The sequence below is a fragment of the Methyloversatilis sp. RAC08 genome, assembly GCF_001713355.1.
Lineage (GTDB): Bacteria > Pseudomonadota > Gammaproteobacteria > Burkholderiales > Rhodocyclaceae > Methyloversatilis.
This window is the reverse complement of the sequence record NZ_CP016448.1, coordinates 2,454,299-2,470,599: the sequence shown is the minus strand read 5'-3', so window position 1 is coordinate 2,470,599 and position 16,301 is coordinate 2,454,299. Positions and strand designations below refer to the sequence as shown.

At 66.4% G+C, this 16,301-nt stretch carries 16 protein-coding genes; 8 read left to right on the top strand and 8 right to left on the bottom strand.

Features of this window, described 5'->3' with window-relative positions:
- Positions 1-15: 15 nt before the first annotated feature.
- From BSY238_RS11415 to BSY238_RS11395, 5 genes are all read right to left on the bottom strand, one after another.
- The gene (locus tag BSY238_RS11415; RefSeq protein WP_069039252.1) at positions 16-651 is read right to left on the bottom strand and encodes an NADPH-dependent FMN reductase; all 636 of its coding nucleotides are present in this window, start codon (positions 649-651) and stop codon (positions 16-18) included.
- Positions 648-1,274 carry a ParA family protein gene (locus BSY238_RS11410; RefSeq protein WP_069039251.1) on the bottom strand — a complete coding sequence of 209 codons (627 nt, stop codon included), beginning with the start codon at positions 1,272-1,274 and terminating at the stop codon, positions 648-650. Before BSY238_RS11410 ends, BSY238_RS11415 begins: the two co-directional genes overlap by 4 nt.
- A 23-nt stretch (positions 1,275-1,297) precedes the next feature.
- On the bottom strand, positions 1,298-1,957 hold the full coding sequence (locus BSY238_RS11405) for an SDR family NAD(P)-dependent oxidoreductase (protein ID WP_069039250.1): 660 nt from the start codon (positions 1,955-1,957) through the stop codon (positions 1,298-1,300).
- Positions 1,958-2,071: 114 nt separating this feature from the next.
- Positions 2,072-2,410, bottom strand: a complete 339-nt coding sequence (locus tag BSY238_RS11400) for a hypothetical protein (RefSeq protein ID WP_069039249.1) — start codon at positions 2,408-2,410, stop codon at positions 2,072-2,074.
- An 80-nt stretch (positions 2,411-2,490) separates the two neighbouring features.
- Positions 2,491-3,474: a quinone oxidoreductase family protein gene (locus BSY238_RS11395; RefSeq protein ID WP_069039248.1), complete on the bottom strand. Its 984-nt coding sequence runs from the start codon at positions 3,472-3,474 to the stop codon at positions 2,491-2,493.
- Between the two features lie 108 nt (positions 3,475-3,582).
- Here BSY238_RS11395 and BSY238_RS11390 point away from each other — a divergent pair, with 108 nt between their 5' ends.
- Both BSY238_RS11390 and BSY238_RS11385 read left to right on the top strand, forming a co-directional pair.
- Entirely contained in the window at positions 3,583-4,350 is a 768-nt protein-coding gene (locus BSY238_RS11390; protein ID WP_069039247.1) for a ParA family protein, read from the top strand.
- 109 nt (positions 4,351-4,459) lie between these two features.
- A complete protein-coding gene (locus BSY238_RS11385) occupies positions 4,460-4,957 on the top strand; it encodes a hypothetical protein (protein WP_069039246.1) in 498 nt (165 codons plus the stop codon).
- Here BSY238_RS11385 and BSY238_RS11380 read toward each other — a convergent pair.
- Genes BSY238_RS11380 through uvrD form a run of 3 tightly spaced genes read right to left on the bottom strand, consistent with a single transcriptional unit; the run spans position 4,954 to position 8,679 of the window.
- On the bottom strand, positions 4,954-5,553 hold the full coding sequence (locus BSY238_RS11380) for a poly-gamma-glutamate hydrolase family protein (RefSeq protein ID WP_223300105.1): 600 nt from the start codon (positions 5,551-5,553) through the stop codon (positions 4,954-4,956). The genes BSY238_RS11385 and BSY238_RS11380 overlap by 4 nt on opposite strands.
- A complete protein-coding gene (locus BSY238_RS11375) occupies positions 5,550-6,452 on the bottom strand; it encodes a tetratricopeptide repeat protein (RefSeq protein WP_069039245.1) in 903 nt (300 codons plus the stop codon). Before BSY238_RS11375 ends, BSY238_RS11380 begins: the two co-directional genes overlap by 4 nt.
- 1 nt (position 6,453) lies before the next feature.
- Positions 6,454-8,679, bottom strand: a complete 2,226-nt coding sequence (gene uvrD, locus BSY238_RS11370) for a DNA helicase II (protein WP_069039244.1) — start codon at positions 8,677-8,679, stop codon at positions 6,454-6,456.
- A gap of 155 nt (positions 8,680-8,834) precedes the next feature.
- On the opposite strand from uvrD, the gene BSY238_RS11365 reads away from it, so the two are divergent.
- The 6 genes from BSY238_RS11365 to BSY238_RS11340 all read left to right on the top strand — a co-directional run bounded on the left by BSY238_RS11365 (position 8,835) and on the right by BSY238_RS11340 (position 16,299).
- A complete protein-coding gene (locus BSY238_RS11365; protein WP_069039243.1) occupies positions 8,835-9,764 on the top strand; it encodes a mechanosensitive ion channel family protein in 930 nt (309 codons plus the stop codon).
- A gap of 58 nt (positions 9,765-9,822) precedes the next feature.
- Positions 9,823-12,459 carry a leucine--tRNA ligase gene (leuS, locus tag BSY238_RS11360; RefSeq protein ID WP_069039242.1) on the top strand — a complete coding sequence of 879 codons (2,637 nt, stop codon included), beginning with the start codon at positions 9,823-9,825 and terminating at the stop codon, positions 12,457-12,459.
- Positions 12,460-12,473: 14 nt separating this feature from the next.
- Complete coding sequence (locus BSY238_RS11355; RefSeq protein ID WP_223300104.1) at positions 12,474-12,989, top strand: LPS-assembly lipoprotein LptE; 516 nt, start codon at positions 12,474-12,476, stop codon at positions 12,987-12,989.
- 5 nt (positions 12,990-12,994) lie between these two features.
- On the top strand, positions 12,995-13,999 hold the full coding sequence (gene holA / locus BSY238_RS11350) for a DNA polymerase III subunit delta (protein WP_069039240.1): 1,005 nt from the start codon (positions 12,995-12,997) through the stop codon (positions 13,997-13,999).
- Between the two features lie 275 nt (positions 14,000-14,274).
- On the top strand, positions 14,275-15,531 hold the full coding sequence (locus BSY238_RS11345) for a glutamate-5-semialdehyde dehydrogenase (RefSeq protein ID WP_069039239.1): 1,257 nt from the start codon (positions 14,275-14,277) through the stop codon (positions 15,529-15,531).
- A 171-nt stretch (positions 15,532-15,702) separates the two neighbouring features.
- Positions 15,703-16,299, top strand: a complete 597-nt coding sequence (locus tag BSY238_RS11340) for a MarC family protein (protein ID WP_069039238.1) — start codon at positions 15,703-15,705, stop codon at positions 16,297-16,299.
- Positions 16,300-16,301: the final 2 nt, after the last annotated feature.

Below are 16,301 nucleotides of genomic sequence, written 5' to 3'. Positions count from 1 at the left end.
ATCAGCGGAAAGAAATCAGGGGCGCAGGCGCGCCGCCACATCGACCAGACGCAGTGCGGTGCGGTCCAGCATCTGCTGCAGCCGCTCGTCGGCCAGACGGCCTTCGGATGTGAAGGCCGTGGACGCCCCGCCGACGGCCACCTGCTCAGACAGCACCAGCGCGCCGACCGACTGCAGCACCGCCCTCAGATGCACCAGACCACGCAGGCCGCCCAGCGCACCGGGGGAGGCGGCGGCGAGCGCGGCAACCTTGCCGGCATACGGCACCGTGCCGGCTTCGTCACCGGCCGGGCGGGAAATCCAGTCCAGCGTGTTTTTGAGTACCGCACTGAACGAACCGTTGTACTCGGGCGACGCGATGAACAGGCCGTGGTGCGACTTGAACAGTTCCTTCAGTGGGCGCACCCCCAGCGGCAGGCCGGCCGACGCTTCGAGATCGCCGTCGTACAGCGGCAACGGGTGGTCGCGCAGGTCCATGAAGGTGGCTTCACCGCCGGCCTCTTCGACGGCACGGGCAGCTGCCAGCGCAAGTCTGCGGTTGAACGACGCCTCGCGCGTGCTGCCGGCAAAGCACAGGATGCGTGCCTTCACGCCTTCTTCGTCGGAACTGTTGCGGACGACGGCCAGACTTTTGCTGTTCGGGTTGTTCATGGGGAATCCAGCCAGTCGATGATGGGTTGCCACTGTTCGCGGTCGGTCTGCGCGCGCGAGCGCGACAGGTCGAAAATGCTCATGCCGTGCGCAGCGGTCTGCACGTACAGCTGGGAATTGCGCAGATAGCCCAGCACCGGCAGATCGAGCCCGGCGCAGAAACGCTCGAGCTCCTGCGCCGCACGGGTGCGCGTGTCGACCCGCATGCCGACGATGCCGATGCGCACCCGCGCCGAACTGATGCGCTTGTGCTGCGCCAGCTCGTTCAGGAATTCGCCGGTGGCGAGAATATCGAAGATAGACGGCTGCACCGGCACCAGGATGCGGTCGACGCTGCGCAGCATGGTTTCGAGCCGCTTGCCGCGCAGGCCGGCCGGTGTGTCGATGACCACATGGGTGGTACCGCGCGGCGGGCGGGCCGGCAGGTCAGGTTCGATGTCCCAGCCGGAAATGGGCGACAGCAGTGGCGATCGCAGGGCCAGCCAGTGGCGCGCCGACTGCTGGCGGTCGATGTCGCCCAGCATGACACGAGCACCCTGGGTGGCGTAATGCGCCGCGACGTTGGTCGCCAGCGTGCTCTTGCCGGCACCGCCCTTGGGGTTCGCAACCAGTACGCTATACATGCAGCGGCCTCAGGAAAGTACGCTCAGGAAAGTACGATTTCCCGCGCGAACTGGCCGCCGGGCTGTGAATGCAGGGTCCAGAACGCGTCGGCCACGCGGGCCGAATCGAGCAGGCTGCCTTCGCGCAGCACACCGGCAATCGTGACGATGGCGGCATGCACGCCGGCCGGCGAAAGCTCCTGATGCAGGCTGAACACCAGATTGCGCAACGCCGCCTTCTGCACTGACAGCGAGGCAGCCGCGGCGACCGGTTCCATCGCCAGTCCGCCGCCGGTGAACAGGATGCTGCCCTGGCCGGCAGCACGCATCGCCGGCAGCACGGCGCGCGCCGCGATCAGCGCGCCCAGCACGCCGATGCGCAGATCCGCCGCAAGCGCTTCCGGGTCGAGCACCGAGGGCGCGCTTTCGCGCGGCACCGCGGCGTTGAACACCAGCACCTCGGGCGGCGGCATCGCGTGGCGCATGCTTTCGATGGCGCACACGATGGATTCGTCGCTGCCTGCGTCGGCCACGAAGCCCTGCGCGGTCACCCCGCGCGCGGCCAGTTCGTGTTCATAGCGCTCGAGCTTGCCGGCATTGCGCGAAATCATCGCCACGCAATAGCCTTCGGCGCCGAAGCGCCGCGCCACCGCGGCACCGACCCCGGTTCCCATGCCGACAATGGCGCACACCTTGGATCCCATATCGTTTTTCTCCCGGCCAGCGCTGCTGTGATGGCTATTTGATTTCGCTGTTACCTGTCACGGCCATGTTGCTGGCCTTGTGCTGCCTTTGCCCGATCTACCCGCGCGCCGCGGCTACTTGTCCTTTGCTGCCGCACGCGCCGCGACCAGCGCACTGCGACGTTCCTCGTCGGCCTGCGCGATGGCCTGCTTCTGCTCGTCACTCAGTGGCTGGCCACGCTGCTGTTCGATGGCCGCGACCACGCGCGCGGCCGGGTCGGTGATGCGGCCTTCCGCCGGCATCGCCGAACGCACCTGTGCGTCGGGCAGGCGGGTGATATCGACGATGCGACGTACGAACTGATCTTCGATCCTGCGCGTTTCCGCCTTCAGAAAGGCCGTCTGGGCAGGCGTCTGCGCGATGGCGGATGAAAGCATGCAACAGCAGGCCAGCAGCGACAACAGAAACTTCATCGGGAACGCTCCGCTTGGTCAATCGGTAAACGACGTGCCACGCCGGACACAGTGTGTTCCGCCCGCTCCTTCCTCATGCCTCAATCCGGCGTGAGCAAAAGGGAACCGGTGGTAAGCCGTGCAGCGAGCGCTTCATGCGCGCGTGCGCAGTCCTTCAACGCATGACGCTGCCCGATGGCGACACGCACGGTGCCGTCGGCCACCCGGGCGAACAATTCGTCCGCAGCGGCCAGCAGGTCGGCGCGCTGCGCGACGTAATGGAACAAGGTCGGGCGGGTCAGGAACAACGAACCCTTCTGCGCCAGCATGGCCGGTTCGAAAGCGGCGACCGGACCCGACGCGTTGCCGAAGCTGACCATCATGCCGAGCGGGGCGAGGCAGTCCAGCGAAGCCATGAAAGTGTCGCGGCCGATGCCGTCATACACCACGCGAACGCCCTTGCCGCCCGTCAGCGCCCGAACCTGCGCCGGCAGGTCGGCCGGTGCCACATCGGTCAGCACGTGAGCGCAACCGTGGGCACGGGCCAGTTCGGCCTTGGCCAGCGTACTGACCGTGCCGATGACCGTCGCGCCGAGCGCCTGCGCCCACTGGCTGGCAATCAGACCGACGCCACCGGCCGCGGCGTGCAGCAGTACGCTGTCACCCGGTTCGATGCGGCAGGTCCGACGCAGCAGATACTGAGCAGTCAGCCCCTTGAGCATCAAGGCAGCGGCGGTGTCGAAATCGATCGCATCGGGCAGCCGCACCAGACGGTCGGCCGGCAGGTTGCGCACCGAGGCGTAGGCACCGGGCGGCCCGCCGGCATAGGCCACGCGGTCGCCGGGTGCGATGCCGGTGACGCCAGCACCGACCGCCTCGACCACGCCCGCAGCCTCCAGACCCAGCCCGCCGGGCAGCGGCATCGGGTAGAGCCCGGAGCGATAGTAGATGTCGATGAAATTGACGCCGATGGCGTGCTGGCGCACCCGCGCCTCGCCTGACGCGGGGTCGCACGGCTCGACCGCCTCGTACTGCAACACCTCGGGGCCACCGGTACGGTGCATGCGTACAGCGAAATCAGTCATCGGGAGGGCAGGTTCCGGAACATGAGCCCGGATTCTACCGGCCAAGTTCATGGTGCACTGCACCGTCGGTTTTGGCAGAATGCAGGATCGAATCCACCGGAGTCCGTCATGCGTCGTGTCGTGTTCAACCAGAAGGGTGGCGTCGGCAAGTCCACGATCACCTGCAATCTGGCCGCCATCAGTGCCGCGCGCGGCCAACGCACGCTGGTGATCGATCTCGACACGCAGTGCAACTCCAGCCATTACCTGCTCGGAGACGCCGCCGACAAGGTGGAACTCGGCGCGGCCGACTTCTTCGACCAGATCCTCAATTTCAAGCTCACGCCACGCGACACGGCCGAATTCATCAGCGACACCGGCCACCCGGGCCTGTCGGTCATGACCGCCAGCCCGCAGCTGGCCGAACTCGAAAACAAGCTGGAATCGCGGTACAAGATCTACAAGCTGCGCGAGGCGCTCGAAGCGCTGGACGACTTCGACAACATCTACATCGATACGCCGCCGGCGCTCAACTTCTACTCGCGCTGTGCGCTGATCGCCGCCGAATCGGTGCTGATCCCGTTCGATTGCGACGATTTCTCGCGCAAGGCGCTGTACACGCTGATCGAAAACATCGAGGAAATCCGCGGCGACCACAACGAAGGGCTGAAACTCGAAGGCATCGTGGTGAACCAGTTCCAGGCGCGCTCCAGCCTGCCGGTGCGCGTGGTGCAGGAATTGCGCGACGAAGGCCTGCCGGTGCTCGAAGCCGCGCTGTCGTCATCGGTCAAGGTGAAGGAATCGCACGAAGCGGCGCAGCCGCTGATCCATTTCGCCCCCAGCCACAAGGTCACCCAGGAATTCGTGGCGCTGTACGAGCTGCTCGAAAGCCACTGATCGCCGTGGTCGCGATGATCGCGTTCGATGCGCCGCAGCGGCTACGAGGGCGGTGGCAGCGGTGACCGAGCGGTCGAACTCGCAGCCGCTTCACCCTGTCTGAAGGGCCATGCTTCGCCGCCTCCTCTTCCTCCTGCTTTGCCTGGGTGCCGCTTCCGCCGGCGCGGCCGGCAGCTATCGCGCGGTGGTCGGTCTGGACAGCGGCTGGCCCCGCCGCTGCGGCAGTGCGGTGTCGATACAGGGCTGGGACATCCAGATCCTGCGCGAACGGGTCGGTGACGACGTGGCGGCACGGGTGGAAGTCCGGCCACCTCCCGGCGGCGGTGCGCTGCCGGTGCTGGCCCGGCTCGAGATCGGCCAGTTCAGGCCAGCCGTGCTGCTGATACCCAACGAAGGTCTGCTCACGCTGCCCGGCTTCGAAGCCGACGCGCGGCTGGATTGGGCGACGCTGATGCGCAATTTCATGTTCTTCGGCGGCACCCTGGTGCTCGGGCAGGTCGGCGGCGACATCGAAATTCCGTTCACCGGCCCGGCGCCGCGCGACGTCACGGCGCAGTACCTGAATTGCTCCGGAGACCTGGCGGCGCCACTGCGCGGCGGCAGCTAGGCTTCGTTGGCGCTCAGCCTGTCAGCAAGCGCCAGCCGTACCGCCTCGACCACCGCCGCTTCCAGTGGCCCGCCGCGCAGGCGGTCGCTCAATTCCAGCTGCACCCCCTGCCCGCTCGCGCCGCGGTTGCAGACATTCGCGGCATCGCGGCCGGGATACCGGTGACCCGACACCTGGGCACGTACGCCGCGCACGAACAGCCGATCGGCGATCGCGCAGGCCAGGTGGCTGTCGCGTCCGCCGAGCAGCGCCCGCTCACCGGTATCGGCAACGCCATGTACCGCCAGCACCGTGTGGCAGCCGTCGATCAGCGCCAGCGCACGCGGCTCGTCAAAATGCCGGCTGGTCAGATGCAGGGTTTCGAAATTGAGTGACGGCAGGCAGCCTTCGAACAGATAAAGATCGAACGCCTCGCCGGCAATTGCCCGCGCCACGTCGGATGTACCGCGTTCGATGCGCCCACCGTGCGGTGCGATCACCGCGATACCGCTGCCTCGGTACAGCACGGTGACGCGATAGTCGCGCCCCTCGACCTGTTCGGCGGCGAGTTCAGCGTAGCGACGATAGCGATCCCGATGCACCGCCTGGCGGCTCACTGCGGGTCGGCGCCGATGGCGAAGAGCTTCTCGATGCGCGCCATCGCCGGGTGCGCACGGCCGGAGCGGCGCAGTTCGGCGAAATCGTCGCGCAGGATGCGACGGAACTCGTCTTCGCCGCGCAGCGTGAGGTTGGCGGCATAGACCTCGCGCGCATTGCCGATCTGGCCATTCAGCAACAGCGCGTGCGCGCGGTTGATCTGCGCCGCCTTGTACTCGGCCGCTTCCTTCGGCACCTGATCGGCGGCGCGCAGCACATCGTCGTAGCGGCCAAGATTCAGACAGGCCCATGAATAGGCCACCCATACGCCGTTGTCCTTGTAGCCTGACTCGATGGACCGGTCGAGCCACTGCGCCGCCTTTGCGTAATCGGTCTGCGCGCCGCCGCCGCTGTACAGCTGCGCCAGATGGACAAAAGCCGGGGCATAGCCGGCTTCCGCCGAACGGTTGGCCCAGGCCAGCGCGACATCGGCCGCAACCGGATTGCTGGTATCGGCTTCGAGGTGGCGCGCCAGCAACAGCATGGCTTCGGCATCGCCGGCGTCGGCCGCCAGCAGATACCAGCGGCGCGCCTCTGCGTCATCGCGCTCGACGCCCAGCCCGCTGGCGTACAGCTGGCCAACGACCGCCTGGGCGCGCGGCAACCCGCCCTGCGCCGCCTGCATCGCAAAACGCGCCGACGCAATGTCGTCCTTGTCCAGACAGGTGCCGAAAAAATGCCAGTCGGACAGCTGAAGCAGGGCCTCGGCGCTGCCTGCGTCCGCGGCGGCACGCGCCTCGGTCAGGGCCGATTCGCATTCGCCGCGCAGATGCGCAGTGCGCCACTGATCGCTGGCCGCGACCTGCCTGGCTGCGCCGCACAGCAGCGCCGACAACAGGAGGGCGACGCGCCAGTTCATGTCAGACCGCGCTCAGCTTGGCCACCGCCAGCGCCAGCCACTTGACGCCTTCGCGGCCGAAATTGACCTGCACCCGGGCATCCGAGCCGGAGCCTTCGGCGTTGACGATGACGCCACTGCCGAACTTCGCGTGGTTCACCTGCTGACCGATGCGAAAGCCGCTGTCATTGCCGGACGGCGACTTGCGGCCGCTGCCGAAGGTGCGCGGGTTGCTGCTGGCCGGCGTCGGCGGCACCGTCGCGTTGCCGAAGCTGCCGAAACCACGCGCCGTGGCCGGCGGCGTCAGCCACTTCATCAACTCGGCCGGTATCTCGTCGAAGAAGCGGCTGCGCAGGTTGTAGCGGGTCTGGCCGTGCAGCATGCGCGACTGTGCGAATGACAGGTAAAGACGGCGGCGCGCGCGGGTGATCGCGACGTACATCAATCGTCGCTCTTCCTCCAGCCCTTCGCGTTCGAGGATGGAATTCTCGTGCGGGAACAGCCCTTCCTCCAGTCCGCCGAGGAATACCGCGTCGAATTCCAGCCCTTTGGCCGAATGCACCGTCATCAGCTGCACCGCCGCCTGGCCGGCATCCGCCTGGTGTTCGCCCGCTTCCAGCGACGCGTGCGACAGGAAGGCTGCCAGTGGATCGGGTGGCGCGGCTTCGTCTTCCGCCGCCACCTGCGCGTAACCCTCTTCGGAACTGAAGTTGCTTGCTGCGTTGATGATCTCGTCCAGGTTGGCGATGCGCTCCTGACCTTCCTTCTCGGTCTTGTAGTGCGCGCGCAGGCCCGACAGCTCCAGCACCTGCTCGACCATTTCCGGCAGTGTCAGACCCTCGCACGCGAAGCGCAGCTGATCGACCAGATCGATGAAATGGCCGACCGACTGCGCCGCCTTGCCGGTCAGCAGGTTCAGCGCGCCGTACAGACTGGAGTCGGACGCCTTCGCCGCGTCCTGCAGCTGCTCGAGCGAACGGGCACCGATGCCACGCGTCGGGAAATTCACCACGCGGGTGAAGGCGGTGTCGTCGTGCGGATTGGCAATGAGGCGCATGTAGGCCAGCGCGTGCTTCACCTCCTGCCGCTCGAAGAAGCGCAGGCCGCCATACACGCGGTAGGGAATCGCGGCCGAGAACAGCGCGTGTTCGAGCACGCGCGACTGCGCGTTGCTGCGGTAGAGCAGCGCGATGTCGGAGCGCGCCGCGCCGTCATTGATCAGCGCCTTAATTTCCTCGACCACCCAGCGCGCTTCCTCGATGTCGTTGAACGCCTCATAGACGCGCAGCGGCTCGCCGCTGCCCGCTTCGGTCCACAGATTCTTGCCCAGCCGGCCGGTGTTCTGCTTGATGACGGCATTGGCCGCGTCGAGGATGTTGCCGTGCGAGCGGTAGTTCTGCTCCAGCCGGATGACATTGTCGACATGGAATTCGCGTTCGAAGTCGCGCATGTTGCCGACCTCGGCCCCGCGGAAACGATAGATGCTCTGGTCGTCGTCGCCGACCGCCATCACCGCGGCCTGATGGTCGGTGCCCAGACCGGCCAGCAGCTTGAGCCAGCGGTACTGCAGCACATTGGTGTCCTGGAATTCGTCGACCAGCAGGTGGCGGAAGCGCCGCTGGTAGTGCGCGCGGATCGGTTCGTTGCGCGTCAGCAGTTCGTAGCAGCGCAGCAGCAGTTCGGCGAAATCGACCACGCCCTCGCGCTGGCACTGCGCTTCGTAGGCCTGGTACAGCTCGACGCGCCGACGTGCAAAATCGTCGAAGGCTTCGACTTCGTGCGGCCGCAGGCCCTGTTCCTTGGCCGAATTGATGAAGTAGCTCAGCTCGCGCGGCGGAAACTTTTCGTCGTCGATGTTCAGCGCCTTCAGCAGCCGCTTGATGGCCGACAGCTGGTCGGCCGAATCGAGAATCTGGAACAGCTGCGGCAGCCCGGCTTCCTTCCAGTGCGCGCGCAGCATGCGGTTGCACAGCCCGTGGAAGGTGCCGATCCACAGCCCGCGCGTATTCATCGGCAGCATGGCGGTCAGCCGCGCCAGCATTTCCTTGGCCGCCTTGTTGGTGAAGGTGACCGCAAGGATGCCGTGCGGCGACACTTGGCCGGTGGAAATCAGCCAGGCGAGCCGGGTGGTCAGCACGCGCGTCTTGCCGGAGCCGGCGCCAGCCAGGATGAGGGCCGATTGCGAGGGCAGCGTGACCGCCTGGAACTGCGGTTCGTTCAGACCGGCGAGGAGCGGATTTGCGTTCATCCGGCCGATTCTAACCGCGCAGCCCGCCACTTCAGCGGCGGGCGATGGCCGGCCTTCACACTGCTCGGCGTCTGCTTTCGATGTCGTCATGACGGGAACCGACACGACATGGGGGTGTCCGGAAGGATGACTTCACTGCAAGGGAGAACACAACAATGGCCGAATGGACGCAATGGACCACCTGGTTCTACGGCTGGGCGATGGAACGCCTGCCGCTGCTGCTCGACCTGTCGATACGGCTCGGCTTCATCCTGCTGCTGGCGTGGGGGCTGCGCCTGGCGGCGCGACGCGCGATCAATCTCGTATACGCCGCGCTGAAGAATCGCACCGACTGCATCGAAGACGTCAAGCGCATCGACACGCTGGTGCGCGTGGCGCGCTACGCTGCATCGGTGGTGGTGTTCGTCATTGCCGGCGGTCTGGTACTCAGTGTGCTCGGCGTGTCGGTCGCACCGCTGCTGGCCACTGCAGGCGTCGCCGGCATCGCCATCGGTTTCGGTGCGCAAAGTCTGGTGAAGGATCTGTTTGCCGGCTTTTTCGTGCTGCTCGAGAATCAGATCCGGGTCGGCGACGTGGTGAGCATCGCCGGCCACGATGGCGCAGTCGAAGAAGTGACCTTGCGCTACGTGCGACTGCGCGATTACGAGGGCAATGTGCATTTCGTGCCGAACGGTGAAATCACGACCGTCACCAGTCGCTCGCGTGAATTCGCCCACGCGGTGCTCGACGTCGGCGTGCACTACCGCGAGCGGGTGGATGACATCTTCGAGGTGATGAAGTACGTCGCCACCGGACTGCGCGAGGATGAACAGCTCGGGCCGAAGATTCTGGGCGATCTGGACATCGCCGGCGTGCAGTCGTGGGACGACTCGACCGTGACGCTGCGCGCCCGCTTGAAAGTGGTGGCACTGGCGCAATGGGAAGTGAAGCGCGAATTCCTCCGCCGGCTGAAAGCGGAATTCGATGCGCGCGGACACGAAATCCCGTATCCGCAGGTCACGCTGTCGTTCGCGCGCGAGACCGAAAAGGCGCTGATCGATCAGATGAGCAGCCGGCTGGCGCCGCGCAAGCTGTCCTCTGCCTAGGGTCTGCACAGCCTATAATCGCGGGTTTGCACCCTTAACCTCGCCGCAAACCCGCGCCATGCAACAGAAACAGACCTCCGCCTACACGCCGTCCGCCGTCGAGGCCGCTGCCCGGCAGCACTGGGACACGACGCACGCCTTCAGGGCGGTCGAAGACGCGAGCCGCCCGAAGTACTACTGCCTGTCGATGTTCCCCTACCCGTCGGGCAAGCTGCACATGGGCCATGTGCGCAACTACACCATCGGCGACGTGCTGACCCGCTTTCACCGCATGCGCGGCTACAACGTGCTGCAGCCCATGGGCTGGGACGCCTTCGGCCTGCCGGCCGAGAACGCGGCAATCAAGAATGCGGTGCCGCCGGCGAAATGGACCTACGACAACATCGCCTACATGAAGCAGCAGCTGCAGTCGCTGGGCTTCGCGATCGACTGGAGCCGCGAACTCGCGACCTGCCAGCCGGCGTATTACAAATGGAATCAGTGGCTGTTCCTGCGCATGCTGGAGAAGGGCATCGCCTACAAGAAGACGCAGGTCGTGAACTGGGACCCGGTCGACCAGACCGTGCTCGCCAACGAACAGGTGATCGACGGCCGCGGCTGGCGCACCGGCGCGCCGGTCGAGAAGCGTGAAATTCCCGGCTACTACCTCGGCATCACCCAGTACGCCGATGAACTGCTGAATGATCTCGACACGCTTGAGGGCTGGCCCGAGCGCGTGAAGACCATGCAGGCGAACTGGATCGGCAAGAGCACCGGCGTGCGCTTCGCCTTCACGCACGACATCCGCGACGACGCGGGCACGCTGATCGACGACGGCAAGCTGTGGGTGTTCACCACCCGCGCCGACACCATCATGGGCGTCACCTTCTGCGCCGTGGCCGCCGAACACCCGCTGGCCACGCACGCCGCGCGCAACAACCCCGCACTGGCCGCCTTCATCGAAAAGTGCAAGCACGGCTCGGTGATGGAAGCCGACATGGCGACCATGGACAAGGAAGGCATGCCGACCGGGCTCACCGTCGTGCATCCGTTGACCGGCGAGGCGGTGCCGCTGTGGGTCGGCAACTATGTGCTGATGAGCTACGGCGACGGCGCAGTGATGGCCGTGCCGGCGCACGACGAGCGCGACTTCGGCTTCGCGAGGAAATACGACCTGCCGATCAGGCAGGTCATCGCACTCGGCGACAAGGTGTTCTCGACCGACGCATGGGCCGAGTGGTACGCATCGAAGGACGGGCTGTGCACGGCCAGCGGCAAGTACGATGGACTGGGTTATGAAGCGGCGGTCGACGCGGTCGCAGCCGATCTCGCTGCGCAAGGCGGTGAGAAGAAGATCCAGTGGCGGCTGCGCGACTGGGGCGTGTCGCGCCAGCGTTACTGGGGCTGCCCGATACCGATCATCCACTGCGATCACTGCGGCGATGTGCCGGTGCCGGACGACCAGTTGCCGGTCGTGCTGCCGGAGGACTGCATTCCGGATGGATCCGGCAACCCGCTGCTCAAGCGCGACGACTTCATCCACGTCGCCTGCCCGACCTGCGGCGCGCCTGCAAAGCGCGAAACCGACACCATGGACACCTTCGTCGATTCGAGCTGGTACTACGCGCGTTACTGCTCGGCCGGCAACGATGGCGCCATGGTCGATGAGCGCGCCAATTACTGGATGCCGGTCGACCAGTACATCGGCGGCATCGAGCACGCCATCCTGCACCTGCTGTATTCGCGCTTCTGGTGCAAGGTGATGCGCGACATGGGGCTGACCACGGTGACCGAACCGTTCGGCCGCCTGCTGACCCAGGGCATGGTGCTGAACCACATCTATTCGCGCCGCACCGACAAGGGCGGCATCGAGTACTACGCGCCGGAAGAGGTGACACCGCTGCGCGACGAGGCGAGCCGCATCACCGGCGCCACGCTGATCGCCGATGGCCAGCCGGTCGACTTCCAGGGCATGGGCACGATGTCGAAGTCCAAGCGCAATGGCGTCGATCCGCAATCCATCATCGATGAATTCGGCGCCGACACGGCGCGCTTCTTCATGATGTTCGCCAGCCCGCCTGAACAGACACTGGAATGGAACGACGCCGGCGTCGAGGGCGCGCACCGCTTCCTGAAGCGGGTGTGGGCCTTCGCGCAGGGCTTCGACGCCGACCTGCGCGCCCGGATGCCGGCCCGCCCCACGCTCGACGGCGCGAAGCTGCCGACTGCGCTGGCCGATCTGCGGCGCGAACTGCATCTGGTGCTGAAGCAGGCCAGCTACGATCTGGGCAAGCAGCAGTTCAACACGGTCGCGTCGGGCGCAATGAAGATGCTCAATGCGCTCGAGAAGGCACCGCGCGACGGCGCGCTTGCTGCAGCAGTGATCGGCGAAGGCCTGTCGATGCTGCTGCGCGTGCTGTCGCCGATCTGTCCGCACATCACGCACGTGCTGTGGCGCGATTGCGGCTTCGGCGACGACATCCTGAACTCGACCTGGCCGGAGCCGGCCGCCTCGGCGCTGGTGCAGGACGAAATCGAGCTGATGCTGCAGGTCAATGGCAAGCTGCGCGGCAGCCTGCGTGTGGCGGCCGATGCGGCTAAGGACGTCATCGAGGCGCAGGCGCTGGCCAGCGAGGCGGCGCAGAAATTCATGGAGGGCAAGCCGGCAAAGAAAGTGGTCGTGGTGCCCGGCCGCCTGATCAACATCGTGTGCTGATGCGGGAGAAACGTGTGACAGCCCCAGAATTCAAGGTCCGCCGCAGCCTGATCGCCGCCACCGGCAGTGCGCTGCTGCTCGGCGCCTGCGGCTTCCATCTGCGCGGCGTGCGCGACCTGCCCTTCGCAACAGTGTTCATCAATGCCAGCCCTTACGCCGAAATGACGGCGCAGATCCGGCGCGCCATCGACGCCCAGAGCACGACCCGCGTCACGGATGAGATCAAGGAAGCCGAGGCGGTCATCGACATCACGGAAAACCGGGTCGAGAAGGTGATCCTGAGTCTGAATTCCGCCGGGCGGGTGCGTGAATACCAGTTGCGACAGCGCTTCGGATTCAAGGTCAGAACGGTGAAGGGAGAAGAGATCGCGCCGGTGTCGACGATCGAAGTCCGACGCGACCTGACGTCCAATGACGTCGAAGTGCTGGCCAAGCAGGAGGAAGAACAGTTGCTGTACGCCGAAATGCAGGGCGACGTCGTGCAGCAGTTGCTGCGCCGGCTGCAGGCGATCAAGAAGAAACCCGCCTGACGCGCATGCAGCTTCGCGCCGAACAGCTCGACAGCCACCTGAAGGGCTCGCTCGCGCCGCTGTACGTGCTGCACGGCGATGAGCCGCTGCTGGTCATCGAAGCGGCGGATTCGATCCGCACCGCGGCGCGGGCGCGCGGCTTCACAGAGCGCGAAGTGCTGGTGGTGACGCAGTACTTCAAATGGTCGGCGCTGGCCGAAGCGGCCGGCAACATGTCGCTGTTCGGTGGCGACAAGCTGATCGACCTGCGCATTCCGACCGGCAAGCCGGGACGCGACGGTGGTGACGTGCTGACGCGCTTCGCCGCCAGTCCGCCCGCCGGCACGGTCACGCTGATCACGCTGCCGCAGATGGACTGGAAGGCGCAGAAGAGCGCCTGGTTTGGCGCGCTGTCGGCGACCGGCGTGGTGATGGAGCTGAACGCACCGCCGCTCGATCGCCTGCCGGACTGGCTGGCCGCGCGGCTGGCACGCCAGCAGCAGAGCGCGGATCGGGAGGCGCTCGACTTCATGGCGACCCATGTCGAAGGCAATCTTCTGGCCGCCAATCAGGAAGTGATGAAACTCGCACTGCTGCATCCGCCGGGCGAGCTGACGCTGGAACAGGTGCGCAACGCGGTGATGGACGTCGCGCGCTACGACGTGGAAGACCTGCGTCAGGCGCTGCTGGCCGGCGATGCAGCGCGCGCCAGCCGGCTGCTCGACGGCCTGCGCGCCGAAGGCGTGGCGGCACCCCTGGTGCTGTGGATCATCGTGGCCGAGCTGCGCACGCTGGCCATTGCGCGGGCTGAAATGGACGCCGGGCGCAGTGCCGACGAAGCACTGGCCACCGCCCGCATCTTCGGCGCCCAGCAGTCACCGTACCGGCGTGCGCTGGCAAGGCTGTCATCCGGAGCCACGCGCACGGCGCTGATGCAGGCGGCCCGGCTCGACCGCATGATCAAGGGTGTTGCGCGCGGCGACGTGTGGGACGAGTTCCTGCAGATCGCGCTGCGGATTTGCGCCCGTTGAGGTTTGCCGCGGGCGGGGGTGGTCGGGCGTGGACGGCAGCTTGTTGGGCATCGCTGCGCTCACCCCAACCTACCAACTGGGCGCGGGCAGTGGTGCTGCGCATGGTTCGACGATGCGATGCCGTGTCGCGGGTTGTAGGTTGGGGTGAGCGCAGCGATGCCCAACAACCCCACCCCGGCCCCTCGCTTGCCAGAAACCGGTGGCACGCCGCCGCGCTTTCTGCTTTCATCCGCCTTTACCCGCAGTCACCGCGACCGAGCACTCCAGGACACGAGATGGACATCAAGGACTACATGAACACGCTGGGCCGTCAGGCCCGCGCCGCGTCGCGCATCGTGTCGCAGGCGTCGACCGCCGCCAAGAACGACGCGCTGATGCGCATCGCCGCACTGCTGCGCGAGCGCGCGCCACAATTGCTCGAAGCCAATGCGGCAGACGTGGCCGCGGCGCTCGAGAACGGCCTGGACGCGGCGATGATCGACCGTCTGACGCTGACTGCAAAGGGCGTCGAAGCGATGGCCACGGGGCTCGAGCAGGTGGCCGCCCTGCCCGATCCGGTCGGCGAAATGACCGATTTCAAGCGCCGCCCTAGCGGCATCACGGTAGGCCGGATGCGCGTGCCGCTGGGCGTGATCGGCATCATCTACGAGGCGCGGCCGAACGTGACGGCCGATGCCGCGGCGCTGTGCCTGAAGAGCGGCAACGCGGCCATCCTGCGCGGCGGCTCGGAAGCGGCGCGCTGCAATCAGGCGGTCGCCGCCTGCGTGCGCGACGGTCTGGTCGCCGCCGGCCTGCCGGAAACCGCGGTGCAGGTGGTCGACACCACCGACCGCGCTGCCGTGGGTGAGCTGATCACGATGCCGCAGTTCGTCGATGTGATCGTGCCGCGCGGCGGCAAAGGGCTCATCGAACGCATATCGCGCGATGCCAAGGTGCCGGTGATCAAGCACCTGGACGGCAATTGCCATGTCTACATCGACGAGCAGGCGGATGACGACAAGGCGGTGCGCATCGCCGACAACGCGAAAACCCACCGCTACGGCACCTGCAACACGATGGAAACGCTGCTGGTGCATGTCGCCGCAGCACCGCGCGTGCTCGGCCGGCTGGCCGACATCTATCTCGGCAAGGGTGTGGAACTGCGCGGCTGCGAACGTTCGCGCGCGCTGGTGCCGGCGATGACGGCAGCCACCGACGACGACTGGGCGACCGAATATCTGGCGCCCATCCTCGCGATACGCATCGTCGATTCGCTCGATGAGGCGATCGATCACATCAACCGCTGGGGTTCGCAGCACACGGACGCCATCGTCACCGAAAACCACACGCGGGCGATGCGCTTCATCCGCGAAGTCGATTCGGCGTCGGTGATGATCAACGCATCGACCCGCTTCGCCGACGGCTTCGAGTACGGGCTGGGTGCCGAGATCGGCATTTCGACCGACAAGATCCACGCCCGCGGCCCGGTCGGCCTGGACGGCCTGACCAGCCAGAAATGGGTGGTACTGGGCGACGGTCAGGTGCGGACCTGAAAGTCTCTGCCCCGACCGGGGTGCATGACTGTGCTTCGGCGAGCGGGGAGTGTTGTTGGGCAATCGCCTGCGGCTCACCCCAACCTACGGATCCGCGCCTGTTGTAGGTTGGGGTGAGCCGCAGGCGATTGCCCAACACCCCCACTCACGCACACATCCTGATTCCAGAAAATGTCCGACAGCTTCCTGTCCGCCAGCATCCTGCTTCTGCTGCTGTTCGATCCGTTCGGCAATGCGCCGGTGATGACGGTGCTGATGAAGGACGTGCCGCGGGAGCGGCGCCGGCTGGTCGTGCTGCGCGAGTGCTTCGCCGCCTGGCTGGCGCTCGTGCTGTTCATGTATGCCGGCGAATCGGTCATGCGCGTGCTGCAGCTGTCGGAAACGTCGCTCGGCATCGCCGGCGGCGTGCTGCTGTTCCTGATCGCGCTGCGCATGATCTTCCACCAGCCGGACGGCGTGTTCGGCGAGTGGTCAGGTGGCGAGCCGTTCATCGTGCCGCTGGCGATTCCGCTGATCGCCGGCCCGTCGGCGATGGCCATGGTGATGCTGCTGGTGTCGCGCGAACCGGAGCGCTTCTACACCTGGCTGGGCGCGATGAGCGCTGCCATGGCCGTCACCACAATCGTGCTGCTGGCCGCCGGCCCGCTGATCCGCCGGCTCGGCGAACGCGGCACGGCTGCGCTGGAGCGTCTGATGGGGCTGCTGCTGTGCGCGATTTCGATCGAAATGCTGCTGGCCGGCATCCGCAACTTCATCGACACCCTTTGAGA

Excerpts from the sequence above, each read along its gene's own strand:
- BSY238_RS11415 (WP_069039252.1), bottom strand. The coding sequence starts at position 651 with ATGAACAACCCGAACAGCAAAAGTCTGGCCGTCGTCCGCAACAGTTCC.
- BSY238_RS11410 (WP_069039251.1), bottom strand. The coding sequence starts at position 1,274 with ATGTATAGCGTACTGGTTGCGAACCCCAAGGGCGGTGCCGGCAAGAGC.
- BSY238_RS11405 (WP_069039250.1), bottom strand. The coding sequence starts at position 1,957 with ATGGGATCCAAGGTGTGCGCCATTGTCGGCATGGGAACCGGGGTCGGT.
- BSY238_RS11400 (WP_069039249.1), bottom strand. The coding sequence starts at position 2,410 with ATGAAGTTTCTGTTGTCGCTGCTGGCCTGCTGTTGCATGCTTTCATCC.
- BSY238_RS11395 (WP_069039248.1), bottom strand. The coding sequence starts at position 3,474 with ATGACTGATTTCGCTGTACGCATGCACCGTACCGGTGGCCCCGAGGTG.
- BSY238_RS11390 (WP_069039247.1), top strand. The coding sequence starts at position 3,583 with ATGCGTCGTGTCGTGTTCAACCAGAAGGGTGGCGTCGGCAAGTCCACG.
- BSY238_RS11385 (WP_069039246.1), top strand. The coding sequence starts at position 4,460 with ATGCTTCGCCGCCTCCTCTTCCTCCTGCTTTGCCTGGGTGCCGCTTCC.
- BSY238_RS11375 (WP_069039245.1), bottom strand. The coding sequence starts at position 6,452 with ATGAACTGGCGCGTCGCCCTCCTGTTGTCGGCGCTGCTGTGCGGCGCA.
- uvrD (WP_069039244.1), bottom strand. The coding sequence starts at position 8,679 with ATGAACGCAAATCCGCTCCTCGCCGGTCTGAACGAACCGCAGTTCCAG.
- BSY238_RS11365 (WP_069039243.1), top strand. The coding sequence starts at position 8,835 with ATGGCCGAATGGACGCAATGGACCACCTGGTTCTACGGCTGGGCGATG.
- leuS (WP_069039242.1), top strand. The coding sequence starts at position 9,823 with ATGCAACAGAAACAGACCTCCGCCTACACGCCGTCCGCCGTCGAGGCC.
- holA (WP_069039240.1), top strand. The coding sequence starts at position 12,995 with ATGCAGCTTCGCGCCGAACAGCTCGACAGCCACCTGAAGGGCTCGCTC.
- BSY238_RS11345 (WP_069039239.1), top strand. The coding sequence starts at position 14,275 with ATGGACATCAAGGACTACATGAACACGCTGGGCCGTCAGGCCCGCGCC.
- BSY238_RS11340 (WP_069039238.1), top strand. The coding sequence starts at position 15,703 with ATGTCCGACAGCTTCCTGTCCGCCAGCATCCTGCTTCTGCTGCTGTTC.